This is a genomic window from Paenibacillus sp. sgz302115 (assembly GCF_056120445.1).
The window spans coordinates 311,347-332,716 of sequence record NZ_JBVYOK010000005.1 but is presented as its reverse complement, the minus strand read 5'-3'; the positions used below and the strand labels follow the sequence as shown (position 1 = coordinate 332,716).

Annotated in this window: 21 protein-coding genes; 12 read left to right on the top strand and 9 right to left on the bottom strand. The window is 46.9% G+C overall.

Going from position 1 to position 21,370, the window contains the following annotated elements; translation table 11 throughout:
- Window positions 1–63: 63 nt before the first annotated feature.
- Entirely contained in the window at window positions 64–630 is a 567-nt protein-coding gene (locus AC0LWN_RS13435) for a GNAT family N-acetyltransferase (RefSeq protein WP_474666044.1), read from the bottom strand.
- Between the two features lie 59 nt (window positions 631–689).
- A complete protein-coding gene (locus tag AC0LWN_RS13430) occupies window positions 690–1,259 on the bottom strand; it encodes a hypothetical protein (protein WP_474666042.1) in 570 nt (189 codons plus the stop codon).
- Between the two features lie 160 nt (window positions 1,260–1,419).
- On the opposite strand from AC0LWN_RS13430, the gene AC0LWN_RS13425 reads away from it, so the two are divergent.
- The gene (locus AC0LWN_RS13425; protein WP_474666040.1) at window positions 1,420–2,025 is read left to right on the top strand and encodes a TetR/AcrR family transcriptional regulator; all 606 of its coding nucleotides are present in this window, start codon (window positions 1,420–1,422) and stop codon (window positions 2,023–2,025) included.
- A 73-nt stretch (window positions 2,026–2,098) separates the two neighbouring features.
- Here the strand turns inward: AC0LWN_RS13425 and AC0LWN_RS13420 are convergent, their stop codons facing one another.
- Window positions 2,099–2,980, bottom strand: a complete 882-nt coding sequence (locus AC0LWN_RS13420; protein ID WP_474666038.1) for an alpha/beta fold hydrolase — start codon at window positions 2,978–2,980, stop codon at window positions 2,099–2,101.
- 246 nt (window positions 2,981–3,226) lie between these two features.
- On the opposite strand from AC0LWN_RS13420, the gene AC0LWN_RS13415 reads away from it, so the two are divergent.
- The 5 genes from AC0LWN_RS13415 to AC0LWN_RS13395 all read left to right on the top strand — a co-directional run bounded on the left by AC0LWN_RS13415 (window position 3,227) and on the right by AC0LWN_RS13395 (window position 8,506).
- On the top strand, window positions 3,227–3,529 hold the full coding sequence (locus AC0LWN_RS13415) for an ArsR/SmtB family transcription factor (protein WP_458964990.1): 303 nt from the start codon (window positions 3,227–3,229) through the stop codon (window positions 3,527–3,529).
- 28 nt (window positions 3,530–3,557) lie between these two features.
- The gene (locus AC0LWN_RS13410; protein ID WP_474666035.1) at window positions 3,558–4,949 is read left to right on the top strand and encodes an aldehyde dehydrogenase; all 1,392 of its coding nucleotides are present in this window, start codon (window positions 3,558–3,560) and stop codon (window positions 4,947–4,949) included.
- Window positions 4,950–5,166: 217 nt separating this feature from the next.
- Window positions 5,167–6,696 carry a malate:quinone oxidoreductase gene (locus tag AC0LWN_RS13405; protein WP_474666033.1) on the top strand — a complete coding sequence of 510 codons (1,530 nt, stop codon included), beginning with the start codon at window positions 5,167–5,169 and terminating at the stop codon, window positions 6,694–6,696.
- 180 nt (window positions 6,697–6,876) lie between these two features.
- A complete protein-coding gene (locus tag AC0LWN_RS13400; protein WP_474666031.1) occupies window positions 6,877–7,530 on the top strand; it encodes a helix-turn-helix domain-containing protein in 654 nt (217 codons plus the stop codon).
- Between the two features lie 391 nt (window positions 7,531–7,921).
- Window positions 7,922–8,506: a Crp/Fnr family transcriptional regulator gene (locus AC0LWN_RS13395; RefSeq protein ID WP_474666029.1), complete on the top strand. Its 585-nt coding sequence runs from the start codon at window positions 7,922–7,924 to the stop codon at window positions 8,504–8,506.
- Here the strand turns inward: AC0LWN_RS13395 and AC0LWN_RS13390 are convergent.
- The 4 genes from AC0LWN_RS13390 to AC0LWN_RS13375 form a co-directional block, all read right to left on the bottom strand.
- A complete protein-coding gene (locus tag AC0LWN_RS13390; protein WP_474666027.1) occupies window positions 8,487–9,206 on the bottom strand; it encodes a DUF4386 domain-containing protein in 720 nt (239 codons plus the stop codon). The two genes, AC0LWN_RS13395 and AC0LWN_RS13390, sit on opposite strands and share 20 nt — an antisense overlap.
- Before the next feature lie 84 nt (window positions 9,207–9,290).
- On the bottom strand, window positions 9,291–9,890 hold the full coding sequence (locus AC0LWN_RS13385; RefSeq protein ID WP_474666025.1) for a DUF4097 family beta strand repeat-containing protein: 600 nt from the start codon (window positions 9,888–9,890) through the stop codon (window positions 9,291–9,293).
- 34 nt (window positions 9,891–9,924) lie between these two features.
- A complete protein-coding gene (locus AC0LWN_RS13380) occupies window positions 9,925–10,863 on the bottom strand; it encodes an ABC transporter permease (RefSeq protein WP_474666023.1) in 939 nt (312 codons plus the stop codon).
- Window positions 10,860–11,771 (bottom strand): ABC transporter ATP-binding protein, encoded by a 912-nt coding sequence (locus AC0LWN_RS13375; protein ID WP_474666021.1) that lies wholly within the window; start codon window positions 11,769–11,771, stop codon window positions 10,860–10,862. Before AC0LWN_RS13375 ends, AC0LWN_RS13380 begins: the two co-directional genes overlap by 4 nt.
- A gap of 194 nt (window positions 11,772–11,965) precedes the next feature.
- Between AC0LWN_RS13375 and AC0LWN_RS13370 the strand changes: the two genes are divergently transcribed.
- The 4 genes from AC0LWN_RS13370 (at window position 11,966) to AC0LWN_RS13355 (ending at window position 15,219) form a co-directional block, all read left to right on the top strand.
- On the top strand, window positions 11,966–13,723 hold the full coding sequence (locus AC0LWN_RS13370) for a response regulator (RefSeq protein WP_474666019.1): 1,758 nt from the start codon (window positions 11,966–11,968) through the stop codon (window positions 13,721–13,723).
- Window positions 13,724–13,833: 110 nt separating this feature from the next.
- A complete protein-coding gene (locus tag AC0LWN_RS13365) occupies window positions 13,834–14,340 on the top strand; it encodes a MerR family transcriptional regulator (RefSeq protein WP_474666017.1) in 507 nt (168 codons plus the stop codon).
- Window positions 14,337–14,768 carry an SRPBCC family protein gene (locus AC0LWN_RS13360; protein ID WP_474666015.1) on the top strand — a complete coding sequence of 144 codons (432 nt, stop codon included), beginning with the start codon at window positions 14,337–14,339 and terminating at the stop codon, window positions 14,766–14,768. The genes AC0LWN_RS13365 and AC0LWN_RS13360 overlap by 4 nt, the downstream gene beginning before the upstream one ends.
- Window positions 14,769–14,781: 13 nt before the next feature.
- A complete protein-coding gene (locus AC0LWN_RS13355) occupies window positions 14,782–15,219 on the top strand; it encodes an SRPBCC family protein (protein WP_474666013.1) in 438 nt (145 codons plus the stop codon).
- 179 nt (window positions 15,220–15,398) lie between these two features.
- Here AC0LWN_RS13355 and AC0LWN_RS13350 read toward each other — a convergent pair whose 3' ends face one another.
- Both AC0LWN_RS13350 and AC0LWN_RS13345 read right to left on the bottom strand, forming a co-directional pair.
- Complete coding sequence (locus AC0LWN_RS13350) at window positions 15,399–15,767, bottom strand: DUF1304 domain-containing protein (protein ID WP_474666011.1); 369 nt, start codon at window positions 15,765–15,767, stop codon at window positions 15,399–15,401.
- Window positions 15,768–15,806: 39 nt separating this feature from the next.
- Window positions 15,807–16,304 carry a DinB family protein gene (locus AC0LWN_RS13345; protein ID WP_474666009.1) on the bottom strand — a complete coding sequence of 166 codons (498 nt, stop codon included), beginning with the start codon at window positions 16,302–16,304 and terminating at the stop codon, window positions 15,807–15,809.
- Window positions 16,305–16,561: 257 nt separating this feature from the next.
- On the opposite strand from AC0LWN_RS13345, the gene hprK reads away from it, so the two are divergent.
- Both hprK and AC0LWN_RS13335 read left to right on the top strand, forming a co-directional pair.
- A complete protein-coding gene (gene hprK / locus AC0LWN_RS13340; RefSeq protein WP_474666007.1) occupies window positions 16,562–17,491 on the top strand; it encodes an HPr(Ser) kinase/phosphatase in 930 nt (309 codons plus the stop codon).
- Window positions 17,492–17,857: 366 nt separating this feature from the next.
- Window positions 17,858–21,190: a glycosyl hydrolase 53 family protein gene (locus tag AC0LWN_RS13335; RefSeq protein WP_474666005.1), complete on the top strand. Its 3,333-nt coding sequence runs from the start codon at window positions 17,858–17,860 to the stop codon at window positions 21,188–21,190.
- The last annotated feature ends 180 nt before the right edge of the window (window positions 21,191–21,370 follow it).

The window sequence follows — 21,370 nt, the reverse complement described above, 5'->3', positions numbered from 1 at the left end:
AGATGGCCATCCCGCAGGGGATGGCCTTAAATATTGCTGTTCAGTCAGCGCGCGGAAACCGTACTATTTTCGATACAACATACAATACACAGGAAGCTGGCCGACTTGGGTGTCTTTGCTTAAAGTAAATCCGAAATTTTGATACAGTTCTATATTTCTTTTATTTTCCGTATCCAGGGCGAGTCCCTGTGATTGTGTGTCCGTATTTACTGTCTCCAAAAGGTGATCCAGCAGCGCTGTTCCGATTCCCTTGCCCTGCTCTTCCGGCTGTACTCCAATCATGATGAGATAATGATGCGGAAATGGAGGAGCGGCGGCTCTTGTGACTCTCATATAGGAATTTAGAAGATGTAAGGTTTTTCCGGAAACCTGAAATAACAAAGGAATCAGCCTCCCCAGCAGCACCACTCCTTTCATCCTCTGAAGTAAACCTGCGTGCGGCTTCTCAACAACATAAGCGCCAAGCAACCGTTCATCTTCAAAATAGCCCCACACCTCTTCATGGAGTATGAAGCTTTTGTCAAACATAAAGTTAGCAAATGCGGTCATGCGGCTTCTTGCTTTGCTGTCGAGCTCTGAATCGCCAAATAAATGCAGGAATAAGGGATCCCGGGCAAATGCGCTGCTCATGAGAGCTGCGAATAAAGGTCTGTCTGACTTTGTCAGTTTGGATATCCGATACGAGGAGCTCATGATTGTTCACCGGCGTTGCTGATTGCTGTGCGATAATGATCAACTGAGAAGCTAAATAATACTTTCAGCATAAATAATAAGCAGGCGGTCAGCATATAGGGCTGGATATCTGGCAGCATAGGCAAGCAGCCCATACCTAAGGACAAGAGCAGGCCTGCAATAAATACTTGCGAAGGTCTCCCGATAACAGCATTCACGATAAATGCTCCCACGATGGTATATGCCCACACCGCTATTGAATGCCAAATATTCGTATTCAACAAAATGGCTACAAGCACGATATGAAAATGAATTGCGATGAATACGATACGATTTGTTCTCCGCAACGCATAGAAATTGCTGGTTGAAGCCGTAAAGTTGGCAATGCAGCCGGAAAATATATCGAACAGCAGCACCAATGCCAAAATGCTGCGCCACACTGGCAAATTGGCAGTCATCTCAGGGAATACCAAATATAATGCGGCAGTCAGCGATGCGCCGAATAGCAGTATAGCTGCAATAGATATAGTGGACTGCTTTTCACCAAAAACATCATGCAAAAACGAAGGTATCCGAATTGATTTCATTTCATTACGCTCCCATCATTGATTAATAGTTTTGTACTCAATGTAGTTATTTAATATAAAACTATTATAAATGCGCGAAATCCAGATTTCAATAAAGATTTATACTGAGTTTGTTGAATCACTCTAAAACTTCAGTTACACTACCTATGAGGTGGAGAAGATGAATGGTTACGAACGACGGAAGCAGAAGAAGATGGAGCAAATATACAGCGTCGCATTTAAATTATTTTCCAAATACGGCTTTCAGAAGGTCAGCGTCAACGAGATCGCGCAAGAGGCGAGGGTTTCTCCGGCTACCATTTATAATTATTTTGGAACCAAAGAGCAGCTCTATGCTGATATGCTCATGAATTGGATGGACAAGCAGCTCGAGCAGTATGAGCATATTTTGGATTCCAGCCTCTCTTTTCCTGAGAAAACCAAGGAAATTATGCTGCTGGAGGTCAAAAACTTAAAAATGATATCGGATGAGTTTCTGAAGGCTCCGTCCTCAGAGCAGGTTGGATTGGCGAGAAGGATGGAGCAGTACACCGAGGGAAAGGTCATGCATTTTTTCATGAAATTTGTCGCGCTTGGAAAGCAAGAGGGGTATATTCAGCCGGAGCAAACAGATGAGATGATGATCATGTACTTCACGATGTACAAGAATGAGCTGGGCCGGCATTGGGCGGCAGCGAGCGAAGAAGGAACAACAATAAATATGGATCAATGGCTGAAGTTGTTTTTCTATGGGCTAGGCGGGAGCGGGATGCTGCAACCGGAATGATTTCCAGCCCCTTCTCGAAGAAATCTTGAGGAGGGGCTTATTCCTTTCTCAAGGTGTCAAGCGTAGACTGAACTCACTCAACGCGGGTCAACAGATTGTCAATGAACCAAATCTTAATCAAAGGCAAGACAATTTGAGGCTGCATTGCTTTTGTATGATCCATGTTTTCGCCGCCCACAATAGTAACATCCCAGCCAAAGTGTTTTAAAACCTCTTCATTCTTTTGCAATAAACCGATGATATCGACAGTTACATTCCCAAAGCTCTCGCCATAGACAATGGTATCTTTTTCTCCTGCGAACGTAAGCTTAGGAAAGTCTAGTCTATCTTGAATGTTAGTATCATCAAAATCCATTAAGTTCTGATACATGGTGAAAAATTGCTTGGTTTGATCCGGATCTATGGTTACCTGCAGGTTATCCCAATCCCATTCTTCAGGGCTGATATTGTTTTGGAATTGATTATTAGCACTATTTTGCTGATGCAATGCTTGCTCGTAGGTCTTTGCGGTTACTGCCATCATTTCTTTATAGGGTCCCTCGTATGGCGGGAATCCTCCCATAATCAAGCTTTCCAAGCGGTCGGTTCTGATCGCCAATTGCAAGCCAACTAGAGCCAGCCAGGAGTAGCCATAATAACTAAAAGTCTTAACCCCCATTTCATCAGCTATCCGCAATAAATCGTTCGAAATGTTGTCTGGTGTAAGAAGATCCGGCTGAGGATTGGCAAAAAGATGGCCCTCATAATCAAAATACAAAACCTGAAATGTATCGGAAAGTCCTTCCACAAATTTTCTTCCCAGCTCAGGATCTACTCCCCACAATTTTAAATTTTCAGCTTCTTGACCAAAAACAGACTTTTTAGCAATTGGCAACATAACTACCTTGGCAGCGGGATCTCCAGTTAATCCTGCCTCCAATTTTGAACCATCATGCAGTGTTACGATTCGCTTCAATGTGATCACTCCCAACCTTGATATACTAATAACATACAACATTCATGCAATATTTCGGTTTTTCACTACGAACCATCGTAAGTACTATAGATTAGAGTTTTTTATGTTAACGAAGCACTTTAAGGTTATAGTTTAAGATTAGGAGGTGGCGTACTTGATTGTCCGTTAGAAGTCGTGTAGGATACATGTAAGAGTATTGGTTTAAATGTTTAAACATTTAATCCCACGGAGAAGGTGGTTACCAGAATGGGCAAGCAGGCGCTGGAGATTTTTCGGGAAAGCCTCCCGATTCTTCAAACCTTAAGCGAAGTGCACCGTCAGGATATTCTGCTGTTGCTATCGGAGAACGGCAAGATGACGGTAAATGAAATCACGGATGGGTTGTCATTGTCACGTCCAGCCGTCTCCCATCATCTGAAGCTGCTGAAAAATGCGGGCGTCGTCAAAGTCGAACAATCCGGCACTCAGCGGTATTATTACTTATCCATGCAGGAATCCATACAATTGTTAAAAAAACTGTTGGTCGCGCTGGAGCGGGATTGTCTCTAAGCCGATCTCATTTTAGGGGGGGACATATATGAATCATTTGACATCGGAGCAGGTCGATCAGATCCTGCAGGAGCACCGCAAGAAATTCCACAGTGGTTATACGCGAAGTGTGGATTTCCGTCTGGAGCAGCTTAAGAAGCTGGCGGATGCGATCAAACGAAATGAGCAAAGTCTTTTGTCAGCACTATATCAGGATCTGCGTAAGAACGAATTTGAAGCCTACGCGACCGAGATTGGCTATACGCTGGACAGTATCCGATACATGAGAAAACACTTGAAGCGATGGGCGGAACCGAAAAAGGTAAAAACACCGTTCTATCATGTTTCATCAAAAAGCTACATTTATAAGGAGCCCTATGGCACCGTTCTGATCGTTGGACCGTTTAATTATCCGTTTCAATTGTTGATTGAACCGCTAATCGGCGCGATTGCAGCGGGGAATAGCGTTGTTTTGAAGCCTTCAGAGAATACACCTACCGTTGCTGCTGCCGTCAAGAAGCTGATTCAGGAAACCTTCGACGAGAACTACATCCGTGTGATTGAAGGCGAGAAGGAGACAACCTCGGCGCTGATTCACGCTCCTTTTGACTATATTTTTTTTACAGGCAGCGTACCTGTCGGCAGAATTGTTATGGAGGCTGCGGCTAAAAATCTCGTTCCCGTCACGCTTGAGCTTGGAGGCAAAAGCCCTGTCATTGTAGACCGGACAGCGAATATTGATATTGCGGCCAAGCGGATTATTTGGGGAAAGATGATGAACACAGGCCAGACGTGTATTGCCCCGGATTATGTGCTTGCCCATGAGGATATTAAAGAGGAACTGATTGCTAAGATGAAGGAAGTCCTTGCAAGCTTTTACGGACCGGATGCCAGACACAGCAGCGATTATGGCCGAATTGTCAATGAACGCCAGTTCGACCGGCTAGCCGCCATTCTGGAAGAGGATCAGGCGAATGTGCTGTTTGGCGGGAAGACCTCCAGGGAGGAGCTGTATATCGAGCCAACCCTTCTTGCTTCGGCTTCCTGGTCGGATGCTGCTATGCTGGATGAAATCTTCGGCCCGATTTTACCGATTATGGGCTTTCAGCAATTGGAGGACGCGATACAGATGATTAACAGCCGTCCCAAGCCGCTCGCCCTATATTTATTTACCGAACAGCATCAGGTTGAAAATGAAGTGCTTACCCGTGTATCCTTCGGCGGCGGCTGCATTAATGATACCATTACCCATGTGGCTAATCACCATCTGCCATTCGGAGGAGTGGGGAACGCCGGGATCGGGGCATATCACGGGAAATACAGCTTTGATCTATTCTCCCATGCCAAAAGCGTAATGACAAAAGGCACAAGGCTGGACGTGAAGCTCCTGTTTCCGCCTTACGGTGACAAGGTAAAGTGGATTAGAAAAGTTCTGCGTTGATGCTGGATAGCTTACTTAAGGGCAGCTTGTGAAGCTGCTCTTTTGTTTTTATAAAAAAATTAGATAAATCTTAAAATTTATATCCAATAGTGATACACTAGGATCAGGATTGATCCAAAATAGGTGTGTGACTAGGTCGCGCGCTGGCTTGCTGTGGCGCCTAAGCAGGAGCGCCTGCATCCTTCCTGCAAATCGTAGGGTAGAAGGACGGTAAAAAATGAGCAACCAACAAACAAAATCAGACGTTATTTTAATTGGTGCTGGAATCATGAGTGCAACGCTCGGTTCTCTGCTGAAGGAATTAGTGCCTGACTGGGAAATAACCGTGTTTGAACGGCGCGCGGGCGCAGGGGAGGAAAGCTCTAACGAATGGAACAATGCGGGAACGGGGCATTCTTCATTATGCGAGCTTAACTATACCACTGAGGGGCCGGATGGATCTATCGACATTAGCAAGGCTATAAAAGTGAATGAGGAGTATCAGTTCTCCAAGCAATTCTGGTCTTATCTGGTAAACAGCAAACGAATACAAGATCCGCAGGAATTTATTGTACCCGTACCGCATATGAGCTTTGTGCAGGGGCAAAAAGACGTTATGTTTTTACAAAAAAGATTTGAAGCGCTTTCAAAAAATCCGCTGTTTCAAGGCATGGAATTTTCCGATGATCCCGGGCAACTGAAAGAATGGATTCCGCTGATGATGAAGAACCGGACATTGACCCAGCCGATAGCGGCAACAAAAATCGAATCGGGAACGGATGTTAATTTTGGCGCTTTAACACGCATACTGTTCAACCACTTAAAGAGCAACAACGTCGATATTAGGTTCAAGCATCAGGTTGAGGATCTTAGACGTACTAAGGACGGCTCGTGGGAGCTGCAGGTGCGAAATGTCGATAGCGGCGCTGCTGAGCGTCATACGGCCAAATTCGTCTTCATCGGGGGCGGGGGAGGAAGCCTGCATTTGCTGCAGAAATCCGGTATTCCGGAGGGCAGAGGAATTGGCGGGTTTCCGGTAAGCGGACTATTTATGGTGTGTCAGAAGCCGGATATCGTGGCGCAGCATCATGCCAAAGTATACGGCAAGGCTGCGGTTGGTGCGCCTCCAATGTCTGTTCCGCATCTGGACACAAGAGTTATCGACAAGAAAGAATCGCTGTTCTTTGGACCGTTTGCCGGCTTCTCGCCAAAGTTTCTGAAATTCGGCTCCATGTTCGATTTGATAACCTCCGTCAAACCGGATAATCTCGTCACGATGCTCGCGGCAGGCGCAAAAAACTTTCAACTGACCAAATATTTGATCGGGCAAGTCATGCTGTCGAAGGAACAGCGCATGGAAGCACTGCGGGAGTTTGTCCCGAACGCCAAAAGCGAGGACTGGGAGCTGGTGGTGGCGGGCCAGCGTGTGCAGATTATAAAAGATACGGCTGCGGGCAAAGGTACACTGCAATTTGGCACGGAGGTGATCAGCAGCGCTGATGGCTCGATAGCCGCATTGCTTGGCGCTTCTCCGGGGGCTTCTACCGCCGTTTCCGTCATGCTGGAGGTTATCAGCAAATGCTTCCCGCAGCATCTCAAAGCCTGGGAGCCGAAAATCAAAGAAATGATTCCTTCCTACGGCTTGTCCCTATCGGCAAACACAGAGCTTTTGAACGAAATCCACACTTCAGCAGCGAAGTCGCTCGGTCTGACTAATGGAGTAGGGGACCATAAGCATGGGCAGCAGACGGCTGCAATTAATTCATAAATATAATCAGGAGCAAGGCATAGAACAGGTGAGAACTTTCCTATTGAGGAAGGTTCTTTTTTTGGGAAGATGTATATTTTATATAACAGAACCAATAATAATATTTAAATTTACTTTCAGTTTTCTTTCTATTTATTGAAGAATTGAAATGGGGTCCATATAATGGAGGTGAGAGGTGGGATGATTATGCGTCCAACAGCGATTGAAAGAAATATTTTAACCGGACCTGCTGCTCACGAATATTTGAAGAAGATAGTCGAGATGGATCAGCTCGTTACTGCTGCACTTGTTAAGAACTTGTTGTCTACAGTTAAGGGCGCTGAACAGTATAGTAGAATATGGAAGGAAGAGGACTTCTTCAATAAAGAAATGCTCGTTGAGTATGCCTTCAAGCTGTTACAGCACATTTCTGAGGAGGCGGCACGGGATAACACCCCAACATTCTCTACTACCGAAGTGGCTAAATACATTGGTGTATCGCCTCAGACCATTAATACTTGGTTACGGGAAGGCAAAATTATTGGCGTTGAAAAAGAAGGGAAAAAGTGGTCAAAAATTCCGGAGGATGCTGTGGTTGTTTTTGCGGGTGGTAAGCAAGTTTCAATTGCCACTTTAAAAGCTAACTGGGAAGCTGAAAACCAAGAGCCAGAAGTAGATGAAATAACTTATCTGGAGCATTCTATAAAAGAACTTGAAGAAAAATACGGCAGACCATTCGAAGAAGTTTTTGGCGATAAGACTATCATGGAATTGACGGAGGAAGATACAGACGCTTCGGTTTGGTGGTCTTATAAAGCGAGGTTAGCTAGTGCAAAAGTTTCTAGGCATAAGTAAAACAACGTTTTCTAACCTTGAATACGTCTACGGCGAAATACTCGAAGCAAGATTCTCCGAAACACGGAAAGACGAACTATATAAGTTGAACTTAAAAAAATCATAAAAAAGGTAGGAGTGCGGAGGGGAAGTTTGGAACTGGAGGAGCGAAAGCGTCCGCCTTTGTCTGCGGATTTCAACCGCGAAGAGCGGTATAAATCAAGAAATCTGCAGACAACAGCGGCCGGAAGTCCAAACATTCCCCGCAGTTACGACCAGTACCCTAATATGAAAATCTAAAGTTCAACTTATATAGACCACAAAAAAGGAAGAGAAGTGAACGCGAAAATCACTTTTCATCATTATGATGGTTACAATTAAGAAGTCCAAATATTCTCGAAAGGAACACAAAATGAAAAGCATACTATTAAAGTATTTAGCCAGGTACACAACACTTAGCGAAACGGAGCAGCAGGCGGTTGTTGAAGATATACTGGTGGAGGAATATCAAAAAGGAACAGTGCTCCTTAGGCAAGGAGATGTTCCCGCTAAATGTTATTTTGTATTGAAGGGATGCGTCAGGCAGTATTCCATAGATGAAACGGGAAAAGAAGTCACATCCAACTTTTACACAGAAGAGCAAGCCGTTTCGATCTTCAATTATCATAAACAAAACAGGTCGTCTGCGTACACCTTAACTTGTCTGGAAGACTGTGTGCTGGTTGTTGGTGATCTTGATGCCGAAAAGGATATGTTCCACAAATACTCACAACTGGAAACCATGACACGCAGGATGGTGGAAGCCAACCTGGGTGAGGTGCAGGAGGAGTGGTCTTCATTTATTGCTTCTTCCCCTGAAGAACGCTACAAAATATTGCTGCGCAAGAGACCTGATCTGGTTAATCGCGTGCCTCAGCATCAGTTGGCGAGTTATCTTGGTATGACCCCGGAGTCGTTAAGCAGAATTAAGAAGCGGATCAGTTCAAATGATGTTTAGTCCCGCCTCTGAACAGCAGCCAGATTCCAAAGCCCAGCTCCCCTGCAATCATTGGGACAATGAACACAACATTAATTATCGAAATGAGCCCGTCATATTGCGGAAGAAATATTTTGCATAAGTGAATGATCATATAGCCTATAGAAGCAAGCAGCAGTAAAATACCGATGATCTTAGGAATGCTGTCCGACTTAATCGCCACATAACCCACAATTAACAGATGCCCCCCAAAAACAATCAAACCAACAGACCAGATGGATTCGAATGCGTTCAGGAATAACATCATAAGCGCCTGGATTTGTTCAACTGTAAATGAGGATAAGTACTCTGAATGTGTTGAGAGCAGCAGCACAAGGATCAGGTCCAGTATGGCAATCCCTAATATTGCAGTGTAAGTAAGACGAAGCCAGGCGCCAAGTAGTGACAGGCCTTTATTTAGCGGCTGAAGGAACACATAGAACGCCCAGGCAACGAGAACATCGGTAATCATGATGATAACCCAGCCCAGAATTTCACCTTTGAAAAGGTTAGTGGACGACATGATGTTGTTATATGTGGCGCCGGCATCCCCCTGCACAACAAGGCTTCCATGAACAAAGCCATAAGAAAAAAATGAGGCAAGCGTCATGATGAGAAGTGAAATGCCTGCGCTTAAAGCTGATTTTCGCTGATATGATAGTTCTTGTGCTGCTGTAGCCATAAGATGTAACCCCCTATATAACGTTGTTGATGCTCATTATATAAGGAGGCTGACGACGGGGCATTGATTTAAGTTAAGATAGGTCTAGTTCTTATTCTGCAGGATATTTCCTTTGACCTCACCGATTTTGATGTCTCCATGACCTGTCTGGCTGATCGTTGCATCTTTTGCCACGTGGTTGATATCCAGACTGCCATCCCCTACATGGATCTCGGCTGATCCACCTACCTGATCGACGGTGATATGTCCATTGATATTGTTAATAACGACATCGGAACCGATGTTGCGAACGTCGATATTACCGTCCCGGTGTGAAGAAATATGCAGACTGACCTGCTTGGGAACTTTAACTTCCAGATCGACGGTCCCTGCGCCCAGGGCAAGGAATTGCGCCTGGAACTGTGCCTCTAAATAAGCAGTATCCTTCTGTGCTTCCAGCTTTAGCTCCAATTTATCCATACTTATCCCGCGGGCCTTGGCCGAAGCAATAACTTCAATCTTATCCGAATCAGGGCTGCCTGTGACCTTTATTTCTCCATTCCGATGTTCAATCACAAGTTTCGTCAGGTCGGCCGCGGGCAATTCAAGTTCTTTGGCCGCTGATTCTTCCTTCCCCCCGCAGGCTGTAATCAAGAACAATAATACTATCAGCATAGCCGACTGCATGATCTTCATTAGTTTCATGTTGTACTCCTCGCTAACTCCGGATTTTTACGGCTCAGACCACATCACGTTTGACAAACATGGGATACGATATCAGATGCATGATCATGAGATGGAGACCAATGAATACGAGGGAAAAGCCTATCGTCACTCCTTCAACAGAAGGATTTCCGTATAGGTACTGCGTAAGGTCCGTATGTGAGAAGACGAAGTATTTGGTCCAGGCCCAGCCATCCATGGCGATTGCAATAACGAACCCGGCCAACGTTACGAGCAGGGAAATCACGATGGAGAAGGTTGTACTCCGAAAGGCGGCTGAAATCATAAAGGCCAGCGTAATCGAGATGAGCAGAAACGGAATATTGAGCGCATATTCGGCCACTAGAGCCTGCGCTATCGAGGCTTCTCCTATGGCGTGATCTTTTACAAATAAGTAGCTGTCCCCTAATCCGCCGAACCCAAAAATAAGGCCCCCCAGCAAGAGAGCTGTTAGTATAGCTGCTGCGGACAGCAGAAGACCGAAAAGAATAGCAGCGATGTACTTGGAAAAATAAATTTTGGTACGGCTGGCCGAACGGGTCAACAGCAGTTTTATCGTACCGGTTGCAAACTCGGCAGCAACGATCTCACCAGCGATGATGATGGAAATCAGCGATGCTGCAAAAATAATATTCCGCACTTGGCCCACAGCAAAATTCCATGTATTCGTGCCGGGCGGCGGGGTGTTGTTGTCTAAATAGTATTGGTTCAGTATCATGTGCTTCTCTGCCTGTCTGATTTCAATGTTCAGCGCATCGGGCTTCGCGGCCTCCATTTGAAATTGTGCATTTTCCTGTTCTAGCTGCGCTCTCCAATTGTCGTTTGCGGTGTCACCTCCGGCCGTTCTAATATTTATAATCTGGAGCAGCACATACAGCAGTACAACAGCGGCCATCACCCAGGTGCGTGTCCGTTTATAGATTTTCATGTTTTCATTGCGAATGAATGGAATCAATGGTATTCTCCTCCTGTTATCTCTATGAACTTATCTTCCAGGGTCTTCTTGAACGTATGGACTCCAAAGATGTTAATTCCGGCAGCCATTAGCATTCGGGTAATTTCCGGAATTTGATCCTTGGTGACGTGAATTTGTATATGGCGGTGATCGGTCGTGATTTCATCGCCTGACATGATCGTTTGCAGAATTTGTATAGCCAGATCCAGCCGGTCAACTTCGAAGGAGACCTTGCATCGTTCGTCATCCGCCATATCCGAAATCTTGTGGACGCCAACCAGCTTTCCTTTTTGCAGAATTGCGACGCGGTCGCACATCATTTCCATCTCGGACATGAGGTGGCTGGAAATCAAAATGCCTACGCCCTCTTGCTCAGCCAGACGCTTCAAATGGCCTCTCAGCTCGCGAATACCGGCCGGATCAAGCCCGTTGGTTGGTTCATCGAGTACCAGCAGGGGAGGCTTATGGACGAGAACGACTGCAAGTCCTAAGCGCTGCCGCATACCCAGGGAGTAAGTGGCTACTTTATCATTGATGTTATGCTCCAAGCCAACAAGAGCAACGACTTCCCGGATTCTTGCTTCTGTCACGCCCGGTGTCATTCGGGAGAAGTGAATCAGATTGTCATAGCCGGATAAATATTTGTAGAGGTCAGGATTCTCCACGATTACGCCGACCTGCTTCATGGCTTGTTCAAAGTTCACCTGAGTATCTGTACCGTTAATCAGTACTTGCCCCCCCGATTTGGACATCAGGCCGACGATCATCCGAATCGTTGTTGTTTTTCCTGCTCCGTTCGGACCGAGGAGGCCCAGTATTTCTCCTTTTTCCATATTCAGCGTTACCTGATCAACAATGACCTTGTTTCCTATTTTTTTGGTAAGGTCACGTATTTGCAGCAGCGACAATGCAACCACTCCTTTATCGGTAGTTGGAATGAGATGGGTACTCCTTACTGCGGCGGATTCATCTCAGCCCTCCTCACACTATCAGAGCAGTTGTCATAAAGCCGAGTGACAAACCGTCATAACCTTGATATGACAAGGAAATTGTTCAGGTTGTTTGTGCTTACTTCAATAAGGTTGAATGGAGTTGTAAGACTATGCGAGTTGTCACCCGCAATCAGTGGTCATGGCAGGACTGGACCCTGCTTGGGATTCGTATTCTATGGGTCGTTGCCGTTATCGTTCTGATGTATCAGGATCAGCCGGTTTTTCCTTTCTGGCCGGTGTTTGTTCCTCTGTTGTTATGTAATCTGGTGCCCTTCTTATTTGTGAAAAGCCGCTATTATCTGTATTTGTCCGCGGAGTGCGTATTTGCTGGGGGAGTATCGTTATTTCTTGCTTTTGATCTTGGCTTGGTCAGACTATTTCTGCCTGCTCTTTTTACGATTGCCTTCTATAGCCGGGGCCGGGCTCATTGGTGTTCGTTGCCTATCGCAGTGGCGTTGTTCGTGTGGAGTGCAGGGAATTCCGTTAGTCAAAGCTTAAGCGATGCACTTATCTTGTACGCGGCAAGCTACGCACTGCAAAAAGGTGCCTTGGCGATTGATTCCATCAAGCAGAAACTCGCGATGATTAAGGAGCAGTATAGAATTCTGGAGCAGTATTCTTCGCAGATTGAAAGAATGACGCTGCTAGAGGAACGTTACCGTATGGCGCGTGAGCTGCATGATACTATCGGCCATACCTTTACTTCCATGATTCTGGGGATGGAGACACTGAAATCTCATATTCAGACGGATGAGGGGGAAGCTAAGCTGCAGGGAATGCTCAAGCTGGCAAGAACGGGCCTGGACGATATCCGCCGCCAGGTGCATCAGATGGACCCTGCTGAGGAGGCTTTGCCGCTTGACCGGACGCTGCTGCAGATTAGCGATGAATTCAAGGAGAATACCGGGATTCGGATTGTATTTCGTACGATGGGTGAGCCTTACCCTGTCATGAAGCAGGCTAAGCTTACCCTATATCGTTGTCTGCAAGAGACGTTAACCAACGCCAGCCGTCATGGGCAGGCTAGCAGCATTCAAGTTCTTTTGCAATATGATCATACCCAGGTGATGCTGCAGGTACAGGATAATGGCATGGGCAAGGATAACCTGCATTATGGCTTCGGTTTGACAGGTATGAAGGAGCGTCTGGCCCAATTGCAAGGCAAGCTCTATATTCATTCACAGATGGATGCCGGCACGATGGTAACCTGCACAATCCCGAATTCCTCCCATGAAGGTGGAGAGAAAATCAACATTTTGCTGGCAGATGATCAGCCTTTGGTTCGTGAGAGCCTGCGATTGCTGTTAGGGGAAGAACAGGATTTTGAAGTAAGCGTGGTTAGAGATGGTGAGCAAGCCGTCGAAGCATGCAGGAAGGAGCGTCCCGACATTGTATTGATGGACATTAACATGCCGGAGATGGATGGTATCGCGGCTACAAAGATCATTAAAGAGGAGTGGCCGCACATTCGGATCATTATGATCACGACTATTGAGGATGTCTCTTTGGCGGCTGAGGCACTTCGTATCGGAGCAGAAGGCTATATGCTTAAGTCGATACACCCTAAGGAATTGGCTGCAACCATTCGGCTCATCTATAGCGGGGGAACAATGATCTCCCAGGATGTAGCGCATCAGTTGTTCCAACAGCGGATAGAGGATAAGGTACCGAATCACTATGAACTGACCGAGCGGGAAAGCGATGTGCTACGGTGTCTGTCGGAAGGGCTTCGCAATAAGGAGATTGCACAGAAGCTGCATCTGTCGGAAGGAACGATACGAAATTATATCTCCTCTATTTACCTGAAACTACAAGTGAATACCCGTGAAGAAGCTGTTGAGAAGGCCAGGGTGGAGTGTCTAACCTGAACCAGACAGGGGAATTTTTGAATCAAGAGATATTTGGCTTGCACCTTACGTAACGTCATGTTTTATAGTATAGATACCGGTAATCAGTTAGCGCTAACGAGGGAGTTGCTATGGAACGACATTGGAAGGTCGGGGACCTAGCCAAATTAACGGGACTCACTGTACGAACCTTGCGATTTTACGATCAAATCGGCTTGTTCTCGCCATCCGGCCAGACGGATTCAGGTCACAGGCTGTACAATGAATCCGACCTGTCGCGTTTGCAGCAGATTGTATCGCTTAAGGAGATGGGCTTATCTCTTGACGAGGTCAAGTCCGTCCTGGCCAGCGAGCAGATCAGCCCACATGAGATTGTGGGCCTGCAAATAGACCGGATCAAGGAGCAGATCAAGCTGCAGCAAAAGCTTCTTGAGCAGCTCCAGCATGTATCTAAGCTGATGCAATGGAAGGCGCCGTTAACCGTTGAAGACTTCACGCGACTCTTGCAAGCGATGAAAAAGAGCCACGAGAAGCTGGTCATCGAGCGGCGGATGAGCTGGGAGCACCGTTTGGATCTGCTGGGTGATTTTCTTGCCGAAGATAATGAACGAACGAATTCAAAGGAGGATAAACCGTGACCGAACGATTCGTCAGACACGCCACCTTCGTCGTGGAGCGTACCTATTCCGCACCGCCTGCTAGGGTCTACAACGCCTGGGCAGACCCGGCTGCCAAAGCAAAATGGTTCTCCAAGGCCGATATCTTCGATTTCCGTGTTGGAGGACGCGAATACAGCAGCGGAGGTCCGCCCGAGGGACCGGTCTTTACCTTCGAAGCCTGCTACCAAGAGATTGTTCCGGAACAGCGTATCGTCTACACGTACTCTTTGGATTCAGGAGATACGCGCATATCCGTTTCGATTACAACGGTCGAGCTTATCCCGGTCGAAGGCGGCACAAAATTGATCTTTACCGAGCAAGGGGCGTTTTTTGACGGGCATGACACGCCGGAAGTACGCGAGCATGGCACGAATGAAATGCTCAGTGCACTTGGCAAGACACTCTAATGGGGGGATCACCATGACAGCTATCTTAGGCGAGAATGAAGTTATTTCCTGGCGGGAGTTTGACTTTCCGAAGAAGGTGGTCTTTCAAGCTTGGACCAACCCCGAGCAGTTAGTTCGCTGGTGGGGACCGAAGGGCTTCACCAATACGTTTCAAGAATTCGACTTGCGTCCGGGCGGTACCTGGCGATTTATTATGCACGGGCCGAATGGGGTGGACTATCCCAATCATAGCGAATTTGTTGAGATCGTGCCGGATGAGCGGATCGTACTCAAGCATCTGTCCAACCCCGGGTTTCAGGTGACGGCCACCTTCGAGGAGAAGGACGGGCGCACTAAACTGACATTCCGGCAACGATTTGAGAAAGCGGAAGAGTTCGAGCAAGCCAAAAAGTACTGCATCGAGGGCAACGAACAGAACTTCGACAGGTTGCATGGGCTCCTTGCCGAATGATCATCATAGTATGAAGTGAATGGATAGACATGACAAAGGGGTACCAACTGGTATCCCTTTAAACTTGTGCTACAAGCCCTTGAACGTTCCATAATGAATACGCTAAACCATCAAAAAAACTGACCCCGCGTGAAGCTGCGGGGCCAGTTTGCATTGTTGAAGGCTGGGTAGCAGTAAACTTACAGGTTCGCCAGAACTACCGCGAGAATAGCTACAAAGGCCGGTAAGCCCTGAACGATTAGAATGGATTTCTTGGCAGTGAGGCTGCCGTAGATCGCGGCAACTGCGACACAGATCAGGAAAAACAACTGAAGCTGAAACGCGAACGTGTCATTCGGATGGAACAAGCCCCAGATTAGACCGGCGGCCAGGAAGCCATTATATAACCCCTGGTTGGCTGCAAGCGATTTGGTTTCCTGTGCAAACTGCTTGGTCGTCCCGAACGCCTTCTGCGCTCTTGGGGTAGTCCACATAAACATTTCCAACGCTAAAATATAGAGATGCTCCAGCGCAACAAGCGCCACGAGTATCGTACTCAAAATCATCATCGCAATCCCCTCTTTCACTCAAAATGTAATTTCGGATGCTTAAGCCGGGTAGCCTCCTCCAGGCGGTGGCCAGGCTCCATGCAGACGGCGCAGCAGCACAATTTCTCCTAAATGGTAGGAGTTGTGTGAGGCGATATTACGTAGAATTCCTCCCTTGGTCTCTCCCGGAAAATAAGCGAGCGGCTCGTCGAGCTGGGCGGTCTGAGCAATGGCGACGGCCTTCTCAACTCCTTGCAGCAGATGTTCAATGGCATCTTTCAATTGCGTCTCATCCGCCGGGGCGTCCTCATCAGGCCAGCTTTCCTGTACACTTCCAGGCATTTGCGGCTTGCCGCCCTCCAGGTGAGTCAGCATGAAATCCTGCCAATAGCCCATATGCTTCACCAATTGGTAAATCGTATACGGGACCCCTTCCGTGCGTTGTCCGGCAAGCTCCAGTGTAATATCGGGCAAGGCTCTGGCAATCGGAATATGCCCGCGTTCTCCAACTAACGATTTCACAAGAGCTTGACCAAAAGCATGATTGGATTCAGACATTCGTAAGCTCCTCCTCTTCATTTTATGTATTAGTTAACAAAATTATATTTTACAAAATTGAATTTCACAAAACCAAATATACCTGAATTCAGCTTTTTTGTCAATCATACCATTCCTTGCGCAGATTGGATGTATAGTACTTGTAAATCGGAGGAAATTGCAGGAATATTCTTTTGTATCGTTGAATATATCCGAAAGCATACTATCCGAAATAGAGGCGTATTCAGGATATGCCTTAGCTGCAGGAGGAGAACAACATGAAATCCATCACCGTTCTAAGTCTTACGAAAACGTTCCACCTGGAAGTACTTGCGGGAGGGGGCCGCATGGACCGCGTGATTACCCGTCCACGGACGCACAGACCGGGGCTGGAGTTCGTCGGTTATTTTGATTTTTTTCCGATGGAACGGGTACAGGTGCTTGGCCGCAAGGAGATCAACTATTTATTGACGCTGAGCGTAGAAGAGCGCAAATTGCATATCGGAAATATCGTTAAATATCATCCGCCATGTTTTATTGTAACCTCAGGTCAGCAGGAGATTCCTTACCTGACCTTGTTCTGTGATCAGGAGGGCATCCCGCTGCTGCGGACGGCGGAGACGACAACGGAGTTCATTGCCAAGCTGGACAGCTTCCTGGTGAAGACACTGGCGCCGGAGCTATCGATTCATGGGGTGTGCGTGAATGTATCCGGTATTGGCATCCTGCTCAGGGGCAAGTCCGGGATTGGCAAAAGCGAAACTGCGCACACGCTCATCCGCAGAGGCCACCGGTTCGTGGCGGACGATGTGGTGGTGCTCAAGAAGCTGGGGCCGGCGACGCTGCTCGGAACCCATAACGAGACCACACGCGAGTTCCTTGCGCTGCGCAGTATCGGCCTTATCAATGTTGTACGCCAATACGGGCGCAGGGCCTTTCAGGACGAGACGCGGATCGTGCTCGATATTGAACTGGCTCCGTGGCAGGAGAATTCGCTGAACAATGAGCTGGAGCTGGTGCCCCAGTTCACGAATTACTTAGGCGTCCAAATTCCCCATATTGAGGTCCAGCTCCAGCCGGGACGAGATGTAGCTGGTCTGATCGAGGCAGCCGCCAACAACTGGTATCTCAAGCAGCTTGGCTACAGCGCCGCCGAAGACTTCATGAAGCGGATCGAAGACGGTATGCAGTCCCAAGGGGATTGCTGAGGGAAAGATACAGCCGCCCCAAAAGGGCAGAAGTGACGGAGGGGAAGTTTGGAATTGGAGGAGCGAATGCGTCCGCCTTTATGTTTGGATTTCTACTGCGACCAGCAGTTTGAATCAGGAAATCCAAACATAACAGCGGCCGGAAATCCAAACATTCCCCGCAGTTACGACTAGGCCCACATATGAAATATATATAAGCCGTTTCCTGTTAAAACCGGGGAACGGCTTTTTTGTCAGTAATGCCCGGCAAGGGTGCAGAAGCGAAAATGCTTGCTTAAGCATACAAAATGTTTCCTTTCATACGTTACCTAATATTTTATCTATTGATATATTGAGATGAGATTATGGTAGAAAGGTGATCAGAACATGAGAATTGCAAAAAAGGTTATCGCTGTGTTTGCAGCAATGTTACTTGCGTTAAGTTCATTTTCATTTAACATGGGGACTGCTTTGGCTACAGATGTGAACAGTAAGTATGTTGTGAATGGCGGTTTTGAAACCGATTTCTGGACGGATCATTCATGGAGTGTGGAGACGGCAAACTGGGATCAGGTGGATATTCAGCAATTTGCATACGCGAATGATACCTGGATCACTCCAAATGAAGGGACTCACGCCTTCAAGTATTGGATCAAGAACACGGCTGCCGGAAACCAGGCGGTTACGGTGAAGCAGACGATTCCGGCTCTCCCTGCGGGAAGCTATGAGCTGTCGGTTCATTCGATGGGCGGAGACGGAAAAGAAGCTGGCAATATAGAATTATTCGCAGGGGCAGAAAAGAGCGATATTGTGGCAACCACGGGCTACAATGCTTGGGGGACGGTCAGCCTCAAATTTGTCTTAAAGGAAGCAACTTCTAGCCTTGTCATCGGGGCGAACATAAACGGCGCTCCGGCCGCATGGGGATACTTGGACGGCTATGAGCTGAAGCAGGTGAGCACGGATACGAATCAGCCGGTAGCTGCAGATATTTTTGTGAAGAAGGTTGAAGGGCTGCGGTCTGATTTTATTAAGGGCGTGGATATCTCCAGTATCATTTCTTTAGAGAATAGCGGAGTTAAGTTCTATAATGAGGCCGGAGAAGTGCAGGATATATTTACAACTGTACATGAAGCCGGTGTGAACTATATTCGGGTGCGTATATGGAATGATCCGTTTGATACAGCAGGTAATGGTTATGGCGGTGGCAATAATGATCTGGCTACTGCAATTCAAATTGGCAAAAGAGCAACTGCTAACGGAATGAAGCTGCTGGTGGACTTCCATTATTCCGATTTCTGGGCAGATCCAGGCAAGCAGCATACGCCAAAGGCCTGGGCCAATCTGAGCTTTGAAGACAAGAAGACTGCACTGTACAACTATACCAAGGAAAGCCTGCAGGCCATGATTGATCAAGGTATTGATATTGGTATGGTTCAGGTAGGCAATGAAACCAACGGACAATTTGTCGGGGAATCCGACTGGTCGAAGATGAGCGCGTTATTTAATGCAGGAAGCAAGGCGATTAGAGAGATCAATCCGAATATTCTGGTCGCGCTGCATTTTACGAACCCGGAGTCGGCAGGCAGATATACTTCCTATGCGGGGAAATTGCAGGATAATAATGTAGATTATGATGTGTTCGCGAGTTCATATTATCCATTCTGGCACGGCACATTAAGCAATTTAACGGCAGTTCTGAAGCAGGTGGCCGACACCTATGGCAAAAAAGTAATGGTGGCCGAAACCTCTTATACGTACACGGCTGAAGACGGCGATGGACACGGAAATACCGCTCCGCAGAGCTCCGGCCAAACGCTCGACTACCCTGTTAGCGTTCAAGGTCAGGCGAATTCGGTCAGAAACGTAATTGAGGCGGTTGCGAATGTGGGTGCGGCGGGGATCGGCGTATTTTATTGGGAGCCTGCGTGGCTTCCGGTAGGTCCGAAAGAGAACCTGGAGCAGAATAAAAGCATTTGGGAAAAATACGGTTCAGGCTGGGCATCCAGCTACGCGAAGGAATATGACCCTAAGGATGCAGGGGTATGGTATGGCGGCAGTGCCGTTGACAACCAGGCTTTGTTTGATTTCAGCGGCCATCCGCTTGCCTCGCTGAACGTGTTCAAATATGTGAATACAGGGGCCGTTGCTCCTCTTGCCATTGATGAAATCAAGGATGTCTCGGTGACTGCGATTGCCGGGGAGAAGATCGTTTTACCGAGTGTCGTTAATGTCACTTACAATGATGGCAGCGCCGGAATTATACCGGTCGTATGGGATCAAGCCGCGCTTGACCAAGCCATTAGCCAGGGGGCCGGCAATTATGTAATCCAAGGAGCTGTGGAAGGCGGTCATACGGCAAAAGCGGCTTTGGTCATTAAGAAAGAGAATTTCATCTTGAACGGAAGCTTTGAGAATAGCGACAGAAAAATGTGGGAGATCACCTATGGTGACGGAAGCGAACCGCATACGGGCTATCAGAACAAGGTGTCGGATGCCAAGACCGGAAATTATTCGCTGCACTTCTACTCTGCAAAAGGAGTCGATTTCACTGTAGCGCAGAATGTCTACGGGCTGAAGCCGGGTTATTATAATCTCTCCATGTTTATCCAGGGTGGAGATGCTGCCAGCTCTGATATGAATCTCTTTGCCGTAACAGACGGTAAGGAAGTGAAAGTGAGCACCGGCGTTAACGGGTGGGTGCAGTGGAATAATCCTGAAATCCAGAATATTCTCGTTACCAATGGAACTCTTACGATTGGAGCGAATATCAAAGCGTCCGGCGGCGCATGGGGAACTATTGATGATTTCTACTTAAGCTTTGTAAAAGATGCCGAGGGGCCGAAGCCTGACCCGGGAACGGAAAATCCGGGGACACCGGGAACGCCTGAAACGCCAGGAACGCCTGAAACGCCAGGAACACCAGGAACACCAGGAACACCAGGAACCCCTGAGACTCCATCAACACCAACACCAGTACCAACACCAGTACCGACAGTATCAATTCCGGCAGCAACACCAACAGCAACGCCAGAAGTGAAGCCGGAACCAAAACCTGCACCAGCACCGGAAGTGACGTTTGATGACAAGGTTGTCAATGCTGAAAAAGTATTATCCAGCCTTAATAAGAAGTTAGAGGAAACCAACGCTAATCTTACTAAGGTTCAATTTAAGGACACTGCCTCTCACTGGGCCGGTGCAACAGTTAACATCTTCGTTAGATTGGGAGTTATTAATGGATATGCAGATGGTACCTTCCATCCTAACGCAAAAATTACTCGTGCCGAGTTTGCTACGATTATTGCAAAAGTATTTGATATTTCTAGTACGGGTACTGGGAATACATTATCTGATATCTCCGGTCATTGGGCGGAAGGCTCAATTGATGCTTTGACTGAGAATGGAATTGTTTCAGGATATCCAGATGGTACATTTAATCCAAATAAAGAAATCAGTCGTGCTGAAATTATTTCTATCATCTCTAAAATTGTTAACCTTAATAATGTAAAGGTTGCTGCAGCATCTGCGTTCTCAGATATTGATGGTGCATGGAACAAGGATCAAATTGAGAAGGCTGCAAAGATTGGCATAATTAGCGGAGAAGGCAATGGAGAATTTTCGCCAAACAGATCCTCTTCTCGTGCAGAAGCTTTAACAATTGTTTTACATGCACTTCAAACGAACTTGGAAATTAAAACACTATTAGAATCTATTGAATAATCAAAGAACTCCCATGACTACTCTAAACCCTCTGAGAATGAGGGTTTTTTCTTTGCAGAAAAAATCATAACAATTCAATTGGGTTTTCTTCATGGCTAGACTTGATTTTGGATTTTTTCTTTATGATATGGCTACGGACTAAAAAAATTACAACTCAAAAATTGGCTGGACGTAAGAGTC